The 21248-nt window shown below is 38.7% G+C and carries 18 protein-coding genes; 5 read left to right on the top strand and 13 right to left on the bottom strand.

Annotated elements, in window-relative coordinates:
• Window positions 1-8: 8 nt before the first annotated feature.
• The 3 genes from hpnC to hpnA form a co-directional block, all read right to left on the bottom strand.
• Window positions 9-896, bottom strand: a complete 888-nt coding sequence (gene hpnC, locus QJV33_RS06510) for a squalene synthase HpnC (protein ID WP_281462562.1) — start codon at window positions 894-896, stop codon at window positions 9-11.
• Window positions 896-2161 (bottom strand): glycosyltransferase, encoded by a 1266-nt coding sequence (locus QJV33_RS06505; RefSeq protein ID WP_281462561.1) that lies wholly within the window; start codon window positions 2159-2161, stop codon window positions 896-898. The genes hpnC and QJV33_RS06505 overlap by 1 nt, the downstream gene beginning before the upstream one ends.
• A gap of 87 nt (window positions 2162-2248) precedes the next feature.
• Window positions 2249-3238 (bottom strand): hopanoid-associated sugar epimerase, encoded by a 990-nt coding sequence (gene hpnA, locus QJV33_RS06500; protein ID WP_281462560.1) that lies wholly within the window; start codon window positions 3236-3238, stop codon window positions 2249-2251.
• A 159-nt stretch (window positions 3239-3397) separates the two neighbouring features.
• On the opposite strand from hpnA, the gene QJV33_RS06495 reads away from it, so the two are divergent.
• The 3 genes from QJV33_RS06495 to QJV33_RS06485 all read left to right on the top strand — a co-directional run bounded on the left by QJV33_RS06495 (window position 3398) and on the right by QJV33_RS06485 (window position 7461).
• Window positions 3398-4465 carry a lysylphosphatidylglycerol synthase domain-containing protein gene (locus QJV33_RS06495; protein ID WP_281462559.1) on the top strand — a complete coding sequence of 356 codons (1068 nt, stop codon included), beginning with the start codon at window positions 3398-3400 and terminating at the stop codon, window positions 4463-4465.
• A 42-nt stretch (window positions 4466-4507) separates the two neighbouring features.
• Entirely contained in the window at window positions 4508-5398 is an 891-nt protein-coding gene (locus QJV33_RS06490) for a prephenate dehydrogenase/arogenate dehydrogenase family protein (protein ID WP_281462558.1), read from the top strand.
• Window positions 5399-5832: 434 nt separating this feature from the next.
• Entirely contained in the window at window positions 5833-7461 is a 1629-nt protein-coding gene (locus QJV33_RS06485; RefSeq protein ID WP_281462557.1) for an ATP-binding protein, read from the top strand.
• A 38-nt stretch (window positions 7462-7499) separates the two neighbouring features.
• On the opposite strand, the gene pyk is transcribed toward QJV33_RS06485, so the two are convergent.
• Both pyk and QJV33_RS06475 read right to left on the bottom strand, forming a co-directional pair.
• A complete protein-coding gene (gene pyk, locus QJV33_RS06480) occupies window positions 7500-8945 on the bottom strand; it encodes a pyruvate kinase (RefSeq protein ID WP_281462556.1) in 1446 nt (481 codons plus the stop codon).
• A gap of 90 nt (window positions 8946-9035) precedes the next feature.
• Complete coding sequence (locus QJV33_RS06475; protein ID WP_281462555.1) at window positions 9036-9851, bottom strand: SH3 domain-containing protein; 816 nt, start codon at window positions 9849-9851, stop codon at window positions 9036-9038.
• 226 nt (window positions 9852-10077) lie between these two features.
• On the opposite strand from QJV33_RS06475, the gene QJV33_RS06470 reads away from it, so the two are divergent.
• On the top strand, window positions 10078-10641 hold the full coding sequence (locus QJV33_RS06470) for a DUF2939 domain-containing protein (protein ID WP_281462554.1): 564 nt from the start codon (window positions 10078-10080) through the stop codon (window positions 10639-10641).
• Between the two features lie 3 nt (window positions 10642-10644).
• On the opposite strand, the gene QJV33_RS06465 is transcribed toward QJV33_RS06470, so the two are convergent.
• The 6 genes from QJV33_RS06465 to zapE form a co-directional block, all read right to left on the bottom strand.
• Window positions 10645-10872, bottom strand: a complete 228-nt coding sequence (locus QJV33_RS06465; RefSeq protein WP_281462553.1) for a DUF3126 family protein — start codon at window positions 10870-10872, stop codon at window positions 10645-10647.
• Between the two features lie 141 nt (window positions 10873-11013).
• Complete coding sequence (locus QJV33_RS06460; RefSeq protein ID WP_281462552.1) at window positions 11014-12006, bottom strand: L,D-transpeptidase; 993 nt, start codon at window positions 12004-12006, stop codon at window positions 11014-11016.
• Between the two features lie 81 nt (window positions 12007-12087).
• Window positions 12088-13791: a dihydrolipoyl dehydrogenase gene (gene lpdA, locus QJV33_RS06455; RefSeq protein WP_281462551.1), complete on the bottom strand. Its 1704-nt coding sequence runs from the start codon at window positions 13789-13791 to the stop codon at window positions 12088-12090.
• A gap of 51 nt (window positions 13792-13842) precedes the next feature.
• Window positions 13843-15027 carry a 2-oxoglutarate dehydrogenase complex dihydrolipoyllysine-residue succinyltransferase gene (gene odhB, locus QJV33_RS06450; protein WP_281463398.1) on the bottom strand — a complete coding sequence of 395 codons (1185 nt, stop codon included), beginning with the start codon at window positions 15025-15027 and terminating at the stop codon, window positions 13843-13845.
• 48 nt (window positions 15028-15075) lie between these two features.
• Window positions 15076-17952 (bottom strand): 2-oxoglutarate dehydrogenase E1 component, encoded by a 2877-nt coding sequence (locus QJV33_RS06445; protein ID WP_281462550.1) that lies wholly within the window; start codon window positions 17950-17952, stop codon window positions 15076-15078.
• Window positions 17953-18018: 66 nt separating this feature from the next.
• Window positions 18019-19140, bottom strand: a complete 1122-nt coding sequence (gene zapE / locus QJV33_RS06440) for a cell division protein ZapE (RefSeq protein WP_281462549.1) — start codon at window positions 19138-19140, stop codon at window positions 18019-18021.
• A 212-nt stretch (window positions 19141-19352) separates the two neighbouring features.
• On the opposite strand from zapE, the gene QJV33_RS06435 reads away from it, so the two are divergent.
• Window positions 19353-20375, top strand: coding sequence for an aspartate-semialdehyde dehydrogenase (locus tag QJV33_RS06435; protein WP_281462548.1), 1023 nt, complete (start codon window positions 19353-19355; stop codon window positions 20373-20375).
• A gap of 64 nt (window positions 20376-20439) precedes the next feature.
• On the opposite strand, the gene QJV33_RS06430 is transcribed toward QJV33_RS06435, so the two are convergent.
• Both QJV33_RS06430 and QJV33_RS06425 read right to left on the bottom strand, forming a co-directional pair.
• Window positions 20440-20751 carry a hypothetical protein gene (locus tag QJV33_RS06430; RefSeq protein WP_281462547.1) on the bottom strand — a complete coding sequence of 104 codons (312 nt, stop codon included), beginning with the start codon at window positions 20749-20751 and terminating at the stop codon, window positions 20440-20442.
• 42 nt (window positions 20752-20793) lie between these two features.
• Window positions 20794-21051, bottom strand: a complete 258-nt coding sequence (locus QJV33_RS06425) for a hypothetical protein (RefSeq protein WP_281462546.1) — start codon at window positions 21049-21051, stop codon at window positions 20794-20796.
• Window positions 21052-21248: the final 197 nt, after the last annotated feature.

The following is a 21248-nucleotide window of genomic DNA, read 5'->3' as shown; positions in this document are numbered from 1 at the left end:
ACATATTTTTACATAAAATGACGAAAAGATTTCAAAGTAGAATATAAAACGTCCTTTTTGCTGAGCTTCACACGCCCAGCCAAAGGATCCTCGTTTCTTAACCGTTGAGCTAAAAATTTAGCCAAATAAACAATGACCGCGGCCTCTAAACGTAACCGTCGATTACGTGTTAAACGTGGCAAATCCTCTGCCTCTTTATTTAATGCGTCAATATAATCCAACAAACTATTAAATATCGTTCGTAATGAGAAACTGGTTGTATCCGCCAACAGATCTTCAACTACCACGTTATGCTTTTGCATCAAATCCAACGGAATATAACAACGCCCCAATTTAATTAAATCTGTTTTACAATCTTGCAGATGATTTAAAATTTGCAATGAAGTGCATAACGCATCAGAGGCAGGGATCGTATCTGGACCTTCTTTGTGTAAATTCAACAAAAAATGCCCAACAGGATTGGCAGAGTAACGGCAATACTGAATTAGTTCCTCTAATGATTTATAGCGTGTTTTTACTGCGTCCTGACGAAAAGCGATGAGCAAATCAGTTGCCGTATCAAAAGACACACCAGTTTCAATAAAACTATTATGCAAACGCCGTGCCGTCCAAACATCCGAGCGATCTGGAGCGGGAACATCTTTGCATAAAACCGCTTCCATCCCGTTTAAGCGATTGATCTTTTCCTCTGCGCTCAACATTTCAGAATCAGCAATATCATCAATCACCCTTGCAAAATCATAATAGGCTTGAACATGGGGTCTAAGTTCACGGCTAATCAACAAAGAACCTACGGGGAAATTTTCATCTTTGGCTGCTTTACCAGAAGAAACGTCCTCCTCTCCCCAAATTGAAGAATTATATAAATGTGATTTACTGGATTGAGAAGATATCATTAATTATCACTCTGCGTCTTGGTTTGTTGAATTTTGTCAGAGCTTACCATATCTGGCAACTCAATATGCAACTCTTTTTTATCCTTGCCAATCGCTGGTGCTGTATAAGCCCTGCCTTTCCACGTCATTCCTTTGCCACGATAATAATTAATCGCTGATCCGATTGTTGCTAATAAATAAAATAAAGCAATCAATGGTAACGCAAAAATCCATAAAAAGGACAGGCGAAATCTCGATAAAGTCGGAATAAAAGAACCAATAGAAATACAATATGAGGCAATCGCTATCTGTTGTGTGACCCCACGCGCTGTTACGATTTGTATAAATGGTACGAACCACATCAAAGACATTAACAGAATCGTTAATAATAGAAGTAGTATCGAATAGCGTAATTGTACATAAGCTGTTCTGGTAATCATATTCCAAATATCGCTTAGCACCTCGTAAGGTCGCAAAGAACGGGCAAGACTACTATGACCAAGATAAATATGACCGCCATTTTGTTTAACTAAACTTGCCAAAGTCACATCATCGATTAACGCTGATTTGAGTGCAGCAATACCACCTATTTTCTCCAACATGCCACTGCGTAATAAAACAGTTCCCCCTGCCCCTGCTGCCACTGAGGAACTTTTTTTATTTACTTGTGAGAAAGGATATAACATGCAAAAGAAATAAACGAATGCAGGGATAAAAATTTTCTCGTACATATTTTCACATCTTAACTGAACCATTTCAGAAGCTTGATCCAATTGATCTATCAGAGCCTTATTGACCAAACTTGTCAAATGTGTGGAATTATGCTCAATATCCGCATCCGTAAAAAAGAAAAACGCATCTTTAACAGAATTATGCTGTTTAATATAGTCTACGCCTGTTGATAATGCCCATAATTTACCGCTCCACCCTGCTGGACGTAAAGACGTTTCAATAATTTCTAAACGATTTTGAATAGAAGGCGATAAATTCTTTTGATATGTCCGAACAATATCGCCTGTGCGATCGGTGCTGGCATCATCAACGACTAGAACTTTATATCGCCCTAAATAATCTTGCTGTAATAAAGAGTGTGTTACACGCTCTATTGTCTCTGCTTCATCACGTGCAGGAATCACAACAAAAACATCGGGCCATTCTTTTCCAGCATCCACAGTTGATTGAGTACAAGCATATAAGATTGGTCCTCTCTGCCAAAAACGTCCATGAAATAAAAACAGCAAAATCCACAAAGCCAAAGAACATAGTGCAACTATCATCATTATCAATTCTCTAATTCATCACTCATTAATCGGATATATCTTCAAACGAATTCTATTTCCCTCATTACTCTTTAATTACTGATTAAAAAATTATTAACGCACATATCCTTGCTGATGAAACCATTCAATAGCATCTTTAATGGCTTCATGTGCAGGGCGATGATAATATCCAAGTTCTTTTTCAGCTTTTGCAGAAGAAAAAAACATTTTTTTATAGGACATTAATAACATTTCACGTGTAACACGTGGTTGTATATTAAATCGATTAGCCATCCACTCGGACACAATAGCGACTGGCCAAATAACCTTTTGATTTAAACGTACTAGCGGAGGTCTGACATTCGCAATCCTAGAAGTCATGTCGAAAAATTCACGTAGAGACATATTTTCTCCTCCAAGGATATATTTCTCACCAATCACGCCTTTTTCCAAAGCCAGTAAATGCCCCTCAGCGACATCATCTACATGAACAATATTCAACCCTGTATCGACATAAGCTGGCATTTTCCCTCTGGCGCAATCTAGAATCATTTGTCCTGTTGGGGTTGGTTTAATATCTCTTGGACCAATAGGCGTCGAAGGATTCACAATTACCGCAGGTAATTGATTTTCCTTTATCAGCTTTAAAACGGCTTGTTCCGCTTCATATTTTGATTGTTTATAAATCCCAATAATCTTATGAACCGGCGTTGTTTCGTCTGCAATGCTGCCATCACCTACCAACCCCAACGCTGCGACGGAGGAACAATAAACAATTTTTTCTACCCCCGCTCGTTGAGCAGCCAATAGTAATCGGCGTGTTCCCTCCACATTAATTTTCATCATTTGTGCAGGGTCAGGTACCCATAAACGATAATCCGCAGCGACATGAAAAAGATATTTACACCCTTTCAAGGATTCTTCAAAAGCCTCTGGGTTTAATAAATCCCCCTCAACAATTTCTGCATCCAGCCCTTGCAAGTTGGCTTTGTTGCTATTGGGACGAGTCAATAATTTTAAGTGATGACCTTTTTGAACCAATTTCCTTGCAACAGCTGAACCGACAAATCCTGTAACCCCAGTAACGAAAGTTGAGGTAACCATAAAACCCCCGATCAAAAAATATAAAAATTTCACATATAACGTTGAATCTGTTATTGAATATTATGTTAAAGAATATTGTAATCGATTTCATCTATAATTACTATGTATTCCATTAAACGAAATAATAACTACTCTATATAACAAGATACACGGTCTACTTTGAAAAAAAATTCGATTATTTTATTTTTTTTGGGGCTCAGCCTCATTATTGCTGGTGCGGCTTGGATAGGCGCAGATAGTATCTTAAAATCTGTTTTTTCTATTGGATTAGACAGATTACTTATTTTATGTATATGGCAACTATTGATTATTGTCGTGCTAAGCTGGGCTTGGCATTGCATTTGCCCAGAATTAGGGGTCGGCAGGCTTTTTTGGGCAAGAAACCTTAGAGAAGCCGCTGCAACTTGCCTTCCTTTTTCGCAAATTGGCGGGATTGTGCTGGGGGTGCGTGCGGTATGTTTCAAAGGGTATCGTTATCTTAAAAACCCCCCTAACCTATCTGCCGCACAAGGGATAAGTTCCAATATCGTTGATATTACAACAGAAACATTGGGACAGGTTGTGTTTATCATTACAGGCATCACAATTCTGTTAGTCGGAGGATATCATACACAATTACAAGATATTCATCTATTGGGTGTTCAAATCAATCTCAAATGGTTTATTATTTTTGGAGTTCTCTTACTGATTTTTGGATTAATCCCTTTTATTTGGACGCAAAGACAAGGGAATCTTTTCTTCCGCAAAATTGTGAACGGGTTGAGCTCTAATATTGCCCAACAATGGAGTGGCAAAATCGTTTCTAGTGCAGATTCCTTGCAAGAAGCCCTAGATCAAATCTGGGCACATCCCAAAAGGATAATCTATAGTTGTACTATCCATTTTATCGGATGGGTCGGCAGTGGTATTGGAACATGGATGTGTTATCATTTCATTGGGGCAGATATTACTTTACTCGAAGCCATTACCATCGAAGCTTTGGTTTGTGTTGTTATTTCTATTGGATTTTTAGTGCCTGCCAGTGTTGGCATACAAGAAGGAGCCTATGTTATCATTGGAACGATATTTGGGGTTGACCCTTCTCTGTCTTTCGTATTGTCTATATTACGTCGCGCACGTGATCTTATTATCGGTATTCCTATTTTACTTTTATGGCAATTGGGCGAGATACGATACCTACGCAAAAACCCTCAAAAAGATACCAATCTGAATATTACGTCTAATTAATCTATTCCCTTCATCTTTCATTTTGAATATTGATTACACATTATGAACACTCCTATCTTTCATTGCGTTGCTGTTATTGGACCAGGTTTAATTGGATCTTCTATTTTAAGACGTATCCAAAAGGATCGCTCTATCGCAACCCACACAATTGCCTATGACAATAACCAAGAGGTTTGTAAGCATGTTCAAAAGCTGCAAATAGCAGATGAGGTCTGTTTTGATCCAAAATCCGCTGTTGAAAATGCTGATTGCGTTGTCCTCGCCATTCCTGTCGGAGCAATGGAAGATGTCACAAAACAAATCATTCCTTACATGAAAAAAGGTGCAATCTTAACCGATACTGGATCCACCAAAGCCTCTGTAATCGCAGCGATTGAACCTCACCTTACCCCCGATATTATTTTCGTCCCTGCGCACCCGATGGCAGGAACAGAATTCTCTGGTCCAGATGCTGGGTTTGACACGTTATTTGAAAATCGTTGGTGTTTGATTACGCCCATAGCCAACACAACCCCAGAAGGACTAAATAAAATAACTGCTTTTTGGCAAGCAATGGGTTCAAATACACGGAACCTTACCATTCAACACCATGATAAAGTCTGTGCTATTGTCAGCCATTTACCTCACCTAATTGCATTTACCATTTGCAATACTGCTGATAGTTTAGAAGAAGAAACACGATCTGAAGTTCTAGATTACGCAGCCTCTGGTTTCAGAGATTTTACGCGGGTTGCGTCTTCTGATCCAACCATGTGGCGAGATGTATTTATCAATAATCGTGAGGCCATCCTCGAAATGCTGGCTCGTTTTACAGAAGATGCTCAAGCCATGGCAAAAGCAATCCGATGGAAAGATGAAGAATATATTACAGAAACCATCCAAAAAGGACGACGCATTCGTAAATCTTTGATCGAAAACAAGCAAGTGCAATAATATATATCATACTAAACGCTATTTAATCCAATCAGATGAATATTTCATTCATGGTCTTTCGGAAAGCACCAGTCCCAAGCAAATTAAGTGACTATAGCTGTAGCTTACCACGAACTGAGATTGCGGGTTATTCTGCAATTGCATTTTATATCTTAGAAATTAACATTGCACCCAACCATCAAAACAAAGAGGAGAACAGCTCCTCTTTACAGATAAGTTGCGTCGACTTACCAAGCAGTATCTTATTATCCTATTATAAAATATTTGAGACAACTTAAAACAAACCCTGAATGTAAAATAATCTTGGAAATAAAATTTCATTCAAAAGAAAATCACGTTATTGCCAGACAGAGTTTAAAATAAAATAAAAACGGGTATAATATCATTTAACAACCCAATACTCTTTGATGATGTAAAATACGCAAGGCATCGTAATGACAGAACCCGTTCCAACTTCAGAACTATTGACCGTCAAACAACTTATCAGCAGCTTTGATTGGAACACTACCTTATTAGGTAAGCAAGATTCTTGGCCTCTAAATTTGCAAGCAATTTTATCATTGGTTTTAAACACATCTTTACCTATGGTTATTTACTGGGGAAGAGAAAATATTGCTTTATATAATGATGCTTATGCAAAATTAATCGGCACAAAACACCCAGCTTTATTGGGCAGACCATTAATAGATGTATGGCCTGAACGCAAATCCCACTTTAACCAAATTGTCAGTGCTGTTTATCAAAAAGAAACCATTCAATATACAAGCGACTATCAAATTCCTGGCGTAACCCATCAGCACTCAACACCAACACAAATAGAAGTGACATATAATCCTATTCTCGGTGAACAAAATCAAGTCCAAGGAATGTTGAGTATCGTGACGGAATCGAGTCTATCCACCAATTCTCCAATCCAAACAATTGAACAGCTGATCGGTGGATTAGCACATGACTTCAATACCTTACTAGCTGGTATTATTGGCAACCTAGAACTGATGCAGATGCGCATTGAACAAAATAAAGCAGACTTACTGCCTCGTTATATCCACGCTGCCCAAAAAGCTGCAACACAAGCTACCGAAATTACACATCAACTTCTTTCTTTTTCTAGACGACAGATTCTAGCGCCACACATCATCGATCCCAACCACACGATACAAGTTCTATTAGATACTTTTCAAAATTTTATTAAAGAAGATAAAGATACCATTAAGAAACATATCAACTTACAAATTCAGTTAGAAGCAGATATTTGGTCAGTTTTTTGTGATCCAGAACATTTAAAAAATGCTATTATACATATTTTCCAAAATGCCTGCGAAGCCATCCGCTCTTCAAATGGCAAAATTATCATAGAGACACATAATGTAAGGGTCACACCATCGCATCCCCTGCGCAAATTTATCAAGCAGGGGGAATATATTAATATTCTTATTCAGGATAATGGAATTGGCATGCCTCCTGACATTATTAACAGAGCTACAGACCCATTTTTTACGACAAAACCTCTAGGAAAGCGCGCCGGTCTTGGGTTGTCAATGGCTTATGGATTTACCAAACAATCCAACGGGCATTTGACCATCGATTCCAATCCCAAAGTAGGGACAAGAATTAGCCTTTTTTTACCTCGCTATTATAATTCTATGACGATACAAAAATTAAATAGCAACTCTACCAAAGTGAACTTGCTTAAAACATTACTGATTTCACAAGATAATCATCTATGCATGTTGCTCAGCGAGAATCTAAAGGATTTAGGATATTCAATGACCATCGCTCAAACAACCAAGGAAACCTTTACTTTACTCAAAAGCGACGATCAGTTCAGCTTTGTTGCGATTGATACCCGTATTTTACCCAATACGCCTACGGATTTCTTATCAATAATTAACCAAAATTTTCCTCAACTCCCTATTTTATTTATTACAGGGTATGAGGAGACACCCATTATATTCGATTCATTTATCCGCGAACAAAATTTCATTATTCGCAAACCAATAACCCATACAGTGCTTGCAGATTGTGTCAAAGCTATTGAAGATTCTAAAGATCATTTCATATAATAAAGAGAGGTATTTGAACCCCTCTTTATAGTCATTAATTATTGAATATCAACAACACGGATTAAGTTCGTGCTACCAGCCTGACCAAACGGCATACCAGCAATAACTACCATATGATCCCCTTTGGTGACAACTTGATAGCTTTGGACAATACGTGATGCTTCTGCAACCATATCTTCAACGCTACATGCTGGATTATCAACAGTGACAGAATGATACGGATGAACCCCCCAAACCAACGCAAGCTTTCTGGCGGATTCCATCGTTGGTGTTACACCAAAAATCATTGAATCGGGGCGTTCTCTGGACATACGTTGTGCGGTTTTTCCTCTGCGTGTAAATGCAACAACAGCAGGCGTTTCCAACGTGTTACAAATCTTTTGAACAGCAGCCACAATTGCATCTGCAACATTATTATGTGGTTGTTCCCGTGTTGCTTCCATTAATTTACGCCATTCATCGTCTTTTTCAACACGACTGATGATTCGATCCATGATGCTAACCGCTTCTTTTGGATATTGCCCAGCAGCACTTTCAGCAGACAACATCACAGCATCTGCACCTTCAAACACAGCCGTTGCAATATCTGAAGCCTCGGCACGTGTTGGAGTTGGAGATGAAATCATACTTTCCAACATTTGTGTTGCAACAATCACGGGTTTACCCAATTGGCGTGCTTTACGAATGATTTTGATCTGAGCCAAAGGCACTTCTTCTGGGGGCATTTCCACCCCAAGATCACCACGAGCAACCATCACACCATCTGTTAATTCTAGGATAGCATCAATATTTTGCATTGCTTGTGGCTTTTCCATCTTGGTCACAATCCATGCGCGACCATTGGAGATATCTTTTGCTTCTTGAACATCTTCTGGGCGTTGAACAAAGGAAAGACCAATAAAATCAACCCCTAGTTCCAAAGCAAACTTAAGATCTTTATGATCTTTTTCTGTCAAAGCAGGAATTGGTAAAATCATATCAGGAACATTCACCCCTTTATGATTGGACAATGATCCGCCAACAACAACCTCAGTTTCTAGGAAATCTTTACCTACTTTACGAACAATTAAACATAACTTACCGTCATCAAGCAACAAACGGCATCCAGGTTCTGCACTATTAATAATCTCTGGATGAGGCAAACAAACGCGCTGTTCAGTACCTAAAGTTGTATCTAAATCCAAACGAAACACGGTGCCCGTTTTCAGAGTAACTTTGCCGTCTGCAAAGTTGCCAACACGTAATTTAGGTCCTTGAATATCTGCAAGCACCCCGATTACTTTACCAGTTTCTTTTTCAAGTTCGCGAATAATATGGTATCGTGCGGCTTGCTCTTCGTGTGTTCCATGAGAAAAATTTAAACGAAAAACATCAACGCCAGCAAAAAATAATGTCTGAATCATCTCTTTGGTAGAAGATGCAGGTCCCAAAGTAGAAACAATTTTGGTTCGACGACCTCTTAATAAACTAGCTTTGTCTTCCATAATACGTAATTCCTTTATATTCTAAATGAATAAATCAAAGTTATTTTGTTTGTAACAATAAACATCAATAAAAATTGATTCTAAAATGCCTTAATGACCTTCGATGGCTTCTTGAGGTGTCGTTCCCCAAAAGCTACTGCGTGGTATCCAACCATTATACCCCTTAATCGCAATATTACACCATTCTGATCCTGCGGGACATGACTTAATACTACCCACAACGCCAGGCTTTAAAACAGCTATCGCTGTGGCTGTATCTTTTGGTTCCGATCTAACAATAATACTATTTTTACCTGGCTGTACAGATTGGGCATCGGCAATATAACCAACAATACGGCTGTCCATGTGGTCGTTTTTCTTTTTATCCTTGTCCTTGCCAGAATCCGCAACTTCCTGACCTACAGACAAAGGCTCCCCTGTGATAATAAAAGAGCGACCACCTGATAAGATAGCTTGTTGGATCCAACCTTTTTGACCATCGACGTCTTCTACCAATCGCCAAATATCGAACTCTCGTGTCACTTTGACTGGCATATTACGACGATGATATGTCCAACTAATCGGATAACGCACCCCTGGTCCTGCGCGCATGTTGACTTCATCGGCACGTAAGGACAAAAAATAAGGCAAAGGCTTACCAGTTACAGACCCCTTTTCCGCATTATCAGCAGCGGAGGGAAGGATTTGCCCCGTTCCACTGACCGCAGGTAAAGCACCATTTTGTGGTGTGATTGGTTGCGCAGGAATGGTTGCACTGGGTGAATATTGTTTTTCTTGTGAACCTTGTGCATATCCAGAAACAGGAAAAATGACACCACCAGCCACCAAAGCAATTATCAAAGCAGCAGTCATTTTATATTTTGTCCATTGATAAGGTATAGACAATTCAGAAAAACAATAGTTCATATGATCCTATCTTTCAAAGATATACATTTTTATTTTCAAATTTAAATAAATAATTTATAGCTCCTTATATTAGTAATATAAAATGCAGCTAATGTTAATATGACTTCTGAAGATTCTTTATAGCAATTATCTAATCCTCTATCTATGAAAATTATATGCTATTCAGATTGTTATATATTCATATAATAAACCACCACCTGATTATTTTATTTTAAAGGAATATTAAATGTTTGTTTCATTTTTAAAAAAATGGAAGTTAATTTTTATACTTCTTTTTTTAGGTGGTCTTTACATTATATACCCCTACACAACATTATGGTCTATTTACAAAGCCATTCAAACCTATAATACACCACAGCTGGTAACGTATTTGGACTGGCAATCCATTAAAACCAATTTACAATCTGATTTAACTCAAGCGGTCCAGAATACCCCGACATCTCAAGATGACTTACCAGATTTTGGAAATTCTTTTGCACAAACGGCTATTTCTAATGCTGTAGATCAAAATTTAACACCCGATAATCTAGCCAAATTTATTAATCACCTTAAACAAGACAATTCTGAAGAAAACACTTCTACCATCAAAACATTGCTAAGCTCTTTTATGGCGACTCATGTTCATTTTATATCACCAATCTCGTTGCAAGCTGATATTGTCATTCCAGGCGAAGAAAAAAACTCTATTCAAATGACGTTGCATTTACAAAATTGGAAATGGAAAGTAATTTCTTTTAAGTTTTCAGAACAGCTTACTTTCCAGCTTTTCCAACAATCTGATTTAAAATAAATTTTATTCCAAATCTTCTTCTAAAATTGTTAGAGAAATTGCATAAGAAACCTCACCTTCATCTTCATCACGATAAACCGTGCCGATAGATTCTGATGTCTTACCATTTTGAACGCACAGTTCGACGGGTTGACCAATACGTTTAGGTAAGACAACCTTTAGGCAATTACTTTCTAACTTTTTTTGCAAATATTTTTCTAATGCTTCAGCTTCTTTGGTTTGTATAGGCATGTTATTTTCTCCTCTAAATCATTACTACTACTAAACGCAGTTTATACAAAACAATCTTTTGCCCAGTCTATACCACTAAACTGTTATTTATTAACCAAACATAATTTCTCACACTAACAATCATCCTTAACAGATACAGATCTAGCTACGTTGAGAAGCTTCGGATTGAGAAGAATCAACAATGACCAATTTGTCCCCAGCCAATGGTGTGAATTGAATCTTTTTGGATAAAACGGAACTAAATCGTTTATCTTTGTAGGCAGCTTGAGTATATAATGCGTCGATAATACCATTATGATCGATAAATTCGTTCATTTTCGTCGCTAGCCTGACACATCCTTCTGATGCTGGTTTACCCAACCGCTGTTCTAAATAATCTGGATCTGTCGCATGCATTTCTAGGCGAATTTGTCCTTTTTCTCGGCTAGGCAACCAACCTTTCTCTGCCCATTGCCATCCAAAGTCCCAAACACGCATTCCCTTAATACCATTCCCACGAATACCGTTTTTATTTTTAGTTCCTAATGCTCGATATCCAATTCGCTCTACAGTATTATAAAAGACACCCGTGGGAGTAATATAATATAATTTTCGTGCAGTATTTCCCGTTGAAACCTTTCCTCCCCCCAATGCTTTCCACTCCCCTTGTCCTTTTGGAAATGCCAATACAAAGCATAATTCTTGGACTTTGGGATTACGATCCACAACAATTAATAATTGCGCTCTTTTAACAGGGGGACCTTTGCGTCCCATTTCCTCTTGAGCCAGTTGAACCCATTTTTTATTTCGCTGCGAAGAATAGATTAAAGCGTTGGGAACTGTTTTTTTTAACAAAGCAGTTAGCCTTGCTGCTTCTTGATAGGCTTCTTCTTGATTTAAAGAAGGTAGTGGGGGGAGACCATGCAGCTCATGCTCTTTTTTAAATAAAGACGTGTCCGCCAGATTATAAAAATGCACATAAGAACGATCTGCATGTGGATCAGGAATCGGTGTGTATTGTGGCAAGCCACTAGTATCCTCTAACCCTTTAATATCGTCTCTTATATCAAAAGAAGTAGGAATTGCTTGAGATTGTATTTGTGTCAATACGGTCAAAACACCAATCACACTGACAGCAATACGATTAATCTTCATTCCTACCACTCCTTATTACACAAGATTAATTAATATAGAATCATACTGTAATCGAATGTAAAAACAAAGGATTTATATTCATTACATGTGAATTGATCTTTTCTGTGTTCCCAAAGCCGCTTCTTTGATCGATTCTGTCAAGGTCGGATGTGCATGACAAGTCAAGGCGATATCTTCGGCAGAAGCCCCAAAATTCATTGCCAATACAACTTCAGCGATCATTTCACTACAATGTGGACCGATTAAATGAACACCCAATATTTTATTGGTACGTTTATCGGCAAGAATCTTCACAAATCCCTCTGTTTGATTCATTGCTCTTGCGCGACCATTGGCACTAAATGGAAATTTGCCAACTGTATATTCAATCGATTCAGCTTGCAATGTTTCTTCTGTCTTACCAACCATCGCAATTTCTGGCTCTGTATAAACAACACTAGGAATTAACCCATAATCGATATGCGGTTTTTGCCCTGCCAGATATTCAGCCACGGCAACACCTTCTTCTTCTGCCTTGTGTGCCAGCATAGGTCCTGCAATCACATCCCCAATAGCATAAACCCCAGAGATATTGGTTTGAAACTGACCATTGGTCTTGATCCGTCCTTTTTCATCCAAAGCAACACCAAGAGCTTCCAAACCCAATCCTTGTGTCACAGGACGACGACCCACTGAAACCAACACCACATCCGCAGACAAAATTTCTGTATGATCTCCAGCCGCATTGCTAATCGTGACCTGAGTTTCTTTGCCTGTTTTCTCCAACTTTTCTACTTTATGGGCTAGCTTTAATTGAATCCCTTGTTTTTCCAATATCTTTGCAAAGGTCAAAGAAACTTCTTTATCAAATCCAGGCAATAAACGATCAAAATATTCAACAATGGTTACTTTGGCACCCAAACGATGCCAAACACTGCCCAATTCAACACCAATAACCCCACCGCCAATCACAACTATATGTTCTGGCACTTTTTCAAGCGATAAAGCCCCAGTAGAAGTTACAACTCGTTTTTCATCAATCTCTACATTGGGTAAAGAAACACTTTCACTACCTGTTGCAATCACAATAGAACGTGTTGTAACAATTTTACCCTCTACTGAAACTTGACCAGGCGCAGGAATAGTTGCAGTTCCTTTTAACCACGTAATTTTATTCTTCTTTAAAAGAAACTCGATCCCTGAAACATTCGCATTAATGACAGAATCTTTGTGTGCATGCATTTTAGCCAAATCTAACTCAACATCTTTGACCAATACACCTAAATCCGCAAATCGCTTTTGTGCTGCTTCATATTGTTCTGAGGCGTATAATAATGCTTTTGAAGGAATACACCCCACATTCAGACACGTGCCACCTAATGTTTTTCTTTTTTCAACACAAGCAACCTTCATCCCCAATTGAGCCGCACGAATAGATGCAACATAACCACCAGGTCCTGCACCAATAACAATCAAATCAAATTCAGCATCACCAGATGTTACAGTCTCTTTTGTTTCTTGGACAACAGGGGGCAAAGAAACTGTCGCTGTTGACGCTCCTGTATCGCCAGCATCGCCGACAACAACCAATAAAGCACCAACGGACACTTCATCCCCAACAACAACCTGATGTTGTCCTATAATTCCTGCAACGGGGGCAGAAACTTCTACATTCACCTTGTCTGTTTCTAACTCAACAATAGCCTCGTCAGCACTGACTGCCTCACCTGGTTGCTTTAACCATTTAGAAACAACAGCAGAAGTAATACTTTCGCCCAGAACAGGAACTATAATTTCCACAGTCATAAGGATAATCCTTCTTTATTTGTAATATGAATGGTGTCTAATCGGGTAAAATTACACACCAAGTAACAAGCGTTCTGGATGTTCAATTCTGTCTTTAATATGTACCAAGAAACTGACGGCCTCTTTGCCATCAACAATACGATGGTCATAAGATAATGCCAAATACATCATTGGACGAATAACAACTTGTCCATTTTCAGCAATAGGACGCTCTTTGATTGCATGCATTCCTAAAATACCTGATTGCGGCATATTTAAAATCGGCGTAGACATCAAGGAACCATAAATCCCACCATTCGTTATTGAAAAAGTCCCACCGGATAAGTCATCTATTTTTAATTGATTGTTTTTGGCTTTTTTTGCAAAACCAATAATATTGCTCTCGATCTGAGCAAAACTCATCTGATCCGCATCCCGTAAAACTGGAACAACCAATCCATTTGGTCCCCCAACAGCAATCCCCATATTCACAAAGTGACGATAGATCACATCTTCTCCATCAATCTGAGCATTAATTGCTGGAAATTCTTGTAAAGCAGAAACCGTTGCTTTGACAAAAAAGGACATAAATCCTAAACGTGCATCTTCATATTTTTTGTTAAATGCATCCTTATATTCAGCACGCAATTTCATCACTGCAGACATATCCACTTCGTTAAAAGTGGTCAGCATGGCTGCTGTTTCTTGGGCATCTTTCAAACGTCGAGCAATCGTGCGACGTAGGCGAGTCATTTTTACGCGCTCTTCACGAGGATCATCTTGACGCGTTGGGACAGATGCAATTGGTTTAGTATTTGCACCTGTTACAAAGTTAATAACATCTTCACGCGTTATACGACCGTTCTTCCCTGTTCCTTGACCAATTTGTGTCGCAGAAACCTGTTTTTCATCCATCATTTTACGCGCAGCAGGCATAGGTTGATGAAGTTCGGGAGATGACGCAGCCTTTTCAACTGACTTAGGTGCTTTGGTAACTGGAGCTGCGGGCGCTTTTGCACCACCCTTTTCAATCGTTGTTAAGATCGCTCCGACTTCAACTTCATCTCCTTCATTCACAAAATGATTTCCCAAAGTACCAGCTTGTGATGCTGCAACTTCAACACTGACTTTATCCGTTTCCAGCTCGACAATTGCTTCATCCATTTCCACATGTTCGCCAGGTTGTTTTAACCATTTGGCAATCGTTGCAACGGAAATGCTTTCTCCAAGTTGTGGTACTTTTATTTCTACTGACATCATAATTACTTTCTTGTTTTGTCTTTATAAATTCTTATTGTAACAAATTTAAACTTTTTGATAATTTAACGCCTGATTAATTAACCCTTCTTGCTCTGCTTTATACACTGAGGATAAACCAGAAGCTGGGCTGGCAGCAGGCAAGCGTCCTGTATACTTAACAAACGTACATTGATGTTTCATTTCCCGTAAACATTTTTCAATTTTACGATCTACAAAATTCCAAGCGCCCATATTTTCTGGTTCTTCTTGACACCAAACGATCTCGGCATTTGGATATTGTGCAAGAATTTCTTTCAATTCCTGTGCTGGGAATGGATAAATTTGTTCCATACGCACCAAGGCTACTGGCTCCGATTGTGATGTCCCTCTTAATTCAAGGCGACGTGTCCATAAATCATAATAGACTTTACCGGAACATAATACAACATGTTGCACTTTATCTTTAACGACAATAGGATCAACTTCGTCAATCACAGACAAGAATTTGGTTCCATCAATAAATTCAGCAAGCGACGATTGTGCCAATTTATGTCTTAATAAAGATTTGGGGGACATAATCACCAAAGGTTGGCGATAATTGCGCTTTAACTGACGGCGCAACGCATGGAAATAATTGGCTGGTGTCGTTAAATTACAAACCTGCATATTATCATCAGCACAAAGCTGTAAGAAACGTTCCAATCTTGCCGAAGAATGCTCTGCCCCTTGTCCTTCTTGAGAATGAGGTAACAACATGACCAAACCAGACATTTGCAGCCATTTACTTTCCCCGGCACTAATAAATTGATCGATAATGATTTGAGCCCCGTTAGCAAAATCCCCAAACTGAGCTTCCCATAAGACTAAAGCATTTGGATTTGTACAACTATACCCATATTCAAAGCCAAGCACTGCAAACTCAGATAAAAACGAATTATAAATATCAATCTGTGCCTGTTCTGGCTGAATATGATTTAACAATACATAAGGTTGCTGTGTTTTCTGATCAAATAAAACGGCATTACGATGACTGAAAGTACCTCTTTGGCAATCTTGACCTGATAAACGAACGGGGTGTCCTTCTAATAATAAGCTACCAAAAGCCAGAGCTTCACCCGTTGCCCAATCAATTCCCTCACCTGAGGAGAACATTTGTGCTTTTGCTTCTAACTGACGAATCAATTTCGAATGACAATCAAACCCATCGGCATAAGAGGATAATGCTTTTCCAATTTTCAAAGCCACATCTCTAGAGATAGCAGTTGCTTCTTCTTGACGCTCTTGACCACGCCATTTCATTTTTTGCCATTCAGCACTCACCCAATCCATCTCATTGACACGATAATTCTGAGATGCATTATAGCTTGCCTGCAAATATTCTTGGAACCCATTCCAATTGGCTTCACTGTCAACAGAGGTGATTACACCTTCATTCGCCAGTTTTTCTGCGTATTTTTTATAAATTGTTTCATGCTGCCGAATAGCATTATACATCAAAGGTTGCGTGAATGCTGGCTCATCCGTTTCATTATGACCATTCCGACGATAACAAACCAAATCAACCACAATATCTGTTGCAAATTGCTCTCTGAATTCCACAGCAAGTTGCATGACTTTGACAACTGCCTCTGGATCATCACCATTCACATGAACAATCGGTGCACGAGCAACTTTGGCAACATCTGAACCATAATATCCAGAAAAAGCCAACTCGGGCGAGGTTGTGAATCCAATTTGATTATTGGTAATAATATGAACCGTTCCACCCGTTTCATAAGCGGGTAATCGTGACATGGCTAGAATTTCATAAACCACACCTTGCCCAGCAAAGGCAGCATCTCCATGCAACAAAACAGCCAAATGCTTTTGACCATCATGATCTTGCTCTGCACGAACCTGCCCCTCAACAACAGCCCCCGCTGCTTCTAAATGAGAGGGATTAAACGCCATTGAAAGCTCGACAGATTTTCCTTCAATCTCGACCTGCTTACGATATCCAAGATGATATTTCACATCCGCAGCACCTGGAATGCTGTCAGGCTTATAAGAGCCCCCAGCAAATTCATGAAACAACGCAGTAAATGGCTTGCCAACAACATTGGTTAATACATTCAACCGCCCACGATGCGCCATACCCATACCGATCGATTTGACATTATATTTCATGACTGCATGCCTAATCACAGCATGTAATGCAGGGATTGTAACTTCACCGCCATCAAGACCAAAACGCTTCACGCCCACATATCTTTTTTGACAAAAGGCTTCAAATCCAACCGCCTCGGTCAATTCTTGCAATATTCTTTTTTTATCATCATTCGCTAAAGAAATAGAACCCAATTGCTCTATTCTTTGCATCAACCATTGGCGCTGTTCATGATCCTGTAAATACATATATTCCCAAGCAATAGAACGACAATAAATCTGCTGTAACCCAGCAACAATCTCACGTAATGTATGTATTTCCTTAGATAAAAAAACAGCCCTATTTTTTCCAATAAAAATAGGGCGATCCATATCTTGAGACGTAAAACCGTATGTTGTTGGTTCAAGCTCGGCAACTAAATGTCTTTGACTAAGTTGCAGAGGATCCAACCGTGCATATTGATGTCCAAATGCACGATATGCATCAATCAACTGAATTGCGCGCATACTATCCTGTGCAGCTTTATACAATTGATCTTTGGAAATTTTATCGCCTTTTGAAGATGACGGTGCTTTTTCATCCGTCTCAACCACAATATCTGTTACAGGGCGTGGCGCCCAAGACGCACCGCGAGCATCCTTAATAACGATATTTTGTGCATCATCTAATGCAATAAATAGTTCTGAAAATGAAGGGTCAACGCTATTTGGATCTTCCACCCATTGTGCATATAAATCAGCAAGATAGGCACTATTTGATCCGCTGAACACACTTGCAATATGATCATTTATCGCCATCTTAATTTTCTTCCTTACTTTTTCGTTTTGAAACAATTATAATATAAATCGAAAGCCACAACCCATTTACGAAGCCCGAGCTGCACTTCCCCAGTTTTGTCCTTGCATTTCATTTAGACGTGAAATCGTACGCTCAAAAAACGCTCTTCGATCTTCTTTACGATAAATTTCTTCAAACTCTGCTTCTGCAGAAACATATAATTTGACATTTTGTTCGTATAACACATCAATAAGCATTGTGAAACGTTCAATAACATTCATATTATCTGGATTAAACCTTGGAATCTCATCCAAAATAATCACTTTGAAACGCTGAGCAAGCGCTAGATAATCGCCTACCCCCAAATTAACATCGCATAAATCCCGAAATAAAAACCGAGCCACAATCCCAGAAGCACAAGGCACATGAAATGCTCTGCCCATCACAGTCAAAATTTCCTCTTTAACGGGGCGACCATGAGATTCACTTAGGAAAATATGGTCTAAACGCTCTTTATTTTCGGCAGTACAAGGAACCAACCATCGTTTTTCATCTTCGGGACGACCTAAACGATAATCTTGAGCAGCATTCAACTCTATCTCTATCATTTGTTGAGATAAAATTTTAATAAAAGGCTTGAATGCATCTGCCCCAGGTCTATTTTGAAAGAGTGCAGAAATCTTGACGTTAGAAGTCGCTACAACCACCACACCCAGTGCAAAAAGCTGCTCAAACAAACGACCCAACAACACCGCATCGGCAATATCATTAACTTGGAATTCATCAAAACAAAGAAGCCATGCTTTTTGAGCCAGCTCTTTGGCTAAATCAGGAATTGGATCTCCCCCTTTGCCTGATTGTTGTTTTAAGATATGAAACCGTTTGTAAGTCTCTTGCATAAAAATATGAAAATGTGTTCTGATTTTATGCTGGACGGGGACTTGTTCAAAAAACAAATCCATTAACATTGATTTCCCTCGCCCAACAGAACCAACCAAATAAATCCCTTTTGGAGGTTGCTGGGGCTTGTGCCAAAGGCTTTTCAAAGACCCCAAAAGCCCGCTTTCAACAGAATGCACAGCAGGTTGATAAGTTGCGAGTGATTTACACAATTGATCGAATAACAACACGATTTTTTGTTGTGCGTCATCTTGTTTTAAAGTCCCTGCTTTTACTCTTGCCTGATAAACATTGCTGGGCAAATTCATATTTTACTCTTCTAACCGATCCTAAAAGATTACTAAAAATTTTGTATCTTCTTTTTTAAAGACATAAATAAAAATTCATAGTTATTTTTGTCCATCTCGTGCAATCGTGATCTCTTTCGCTAGTTTTTTATTTTCGTGCGTTTACATCCAAAAATAAACAGGTAAACTATAACCTCTAAGATTTATGAACCTAATCTAAGGATAAAAGAACTATGGGTTATCGCGTAGCCGTTATGGGCGCAACAGGAGCTGTTGGCAGAGAAATTTTAAAAATTCTTGCTGAACGGAATTTTCCAATTAAAGATATTGCAGCGCTTGCTTCCCCTCGCTCTGCTGGCAAAGAAATTTCTTTTGGTGATAAAAAAGTTCTTAAAATTCAAAATCTTGAAACCTTTGACTTTAACGGATGGGATTTTGTATTGGCTTCTGCTGGGGCATCTGTGTCTGCAATTTATGCGCCAAAAGCTGCTGAAGCAGGATGTATCGTGGTGGATAATACCTCTTATTTCCGTATGGAACCCGACGTGCCATTAGTCGTGCCAGAAGTAAACCCCGAAGCCCTTAAAAAAGCAAAACGCAATATTATTGCGAATCCTAATTGTTCAACCATTCAAATGGTGGTGGCGTTAAAACCACTACATGAACTTTTTAAAATAACAAGAATCGTGGTCTCAACCTATCAAGCCACTGGTGGAGCTGGTAAAAAAGGAATGGATGAACTTTTTACCCAAACTAAAGCCTCTTTGATTGGGGAAAGCATTACACGTGGTAACTTTACCAAGCAAATTGCGTTTAACTGTATTCCCCATATTGATAAATTCATGGATGACGGATTTACCAAAGAAGAATGGAAAATGACGGTTGAGACCAAAAAAATTCTGGATCCAGATATTGCCGTGATCGCAACCTGTGTTCGTGTTCCTGTTTTCATTGGGCATGGTGAAGCCATCACGATTGAATGTGAACGCCCTGTTGATTTGGAAAAAGCGCGCAAAGCACTGCGTAATGCAGAAGGTGTCATTTTATATGATGAACGCCAAGATGAAGGATATGTCACACAAATCGAAGCTGCTGGTGAAGATGCATCTTATGTTTCCAGATTACGCATTGATCCAACGGTTCCTAATGGTTTGGCTTTGTGGTGCGTTTCTGACAATCTACGCAAAGGTGCTGCATTAAATACGGTACAAATTGCAGAATCTATGGTGGCACAAAATCTGGTTTCTCAGAAATAATTCTGGGCATCAAACGAGATATAAAGTATAAAGCGAGGGAACATCTCTCGCTTTTTTTTATTAATTACCATACATCTTGATAAGCACCGTAACTGGCGAATATTTTCGTAATAATACAATAGCTTCCTTGTATAGGGATATGCACCATGGATACATTCATATCATAGACCACATTAGCATTGGGTTTCCTTTCTAAAACCAAATTTTCTATAGCTAACAACGCATCCTCATCCGATTGCTGCTTAACATCGGTCTCGTACCTAAACGCATTTGTAATTGCCTTCATCAAACCAACTGCCTGAGACGTCTCATAAGTATAATGAATAATACCAAAATGCTTGATAGCCCGATCAGGTTTTCCTGTATAAAAATCCATGTTCTTTTTTCCAAATAATTAAAATATATTCTTTGTGTATATCTAATGATATTTTTGCTTTAAATATTTCTTTATATCTGCTGTGGTTTTATACTTATATTTTACATAACCGTCATCGTCACTATCGGGATTAATATCATTTTTACAGTTATTGTCGCCCTCAAAACTTGATAGATTGTCATCATCTGAAATCACTTTATCAAGTGACAATATTCCTTGCTGATTCTTGGTATAAACATATGTTTGATAGGAATCGCCATCTATACCAATCTTAAGATGTTTAGAATCCCAAACAACCATAACGAAAATATATTTTTTTATTTTGTATATTTCCAAAGAAAACAGATTTTATTTCTGGACATCCTCCATCATGCTCATATAAGTCTATCTTTTCTTTCTGCACTACATTATTGTGGGTTTGTTATAAAAAGAAAGAAATTGAATGGCATCTTTGAATAGATACGTTGTTATCGTCATCTTCTCTTGTAAAATATATT

It is taken from the genome of Commensalibacter nepenthis, assembly GCF_029953305.1.
Lineage (GTDB): Bacteria > Pseudomonadota > Alphaproteobacteria > Acetobacterales > Acetobacteraceae > Commensalibacter > Commensalibacter nepenthis.
The sequence above is the reverse complement of the archived record's forward strand: the minus strand, read 5'-3'. Positions and strand labels throughout refer to the sequence as shown.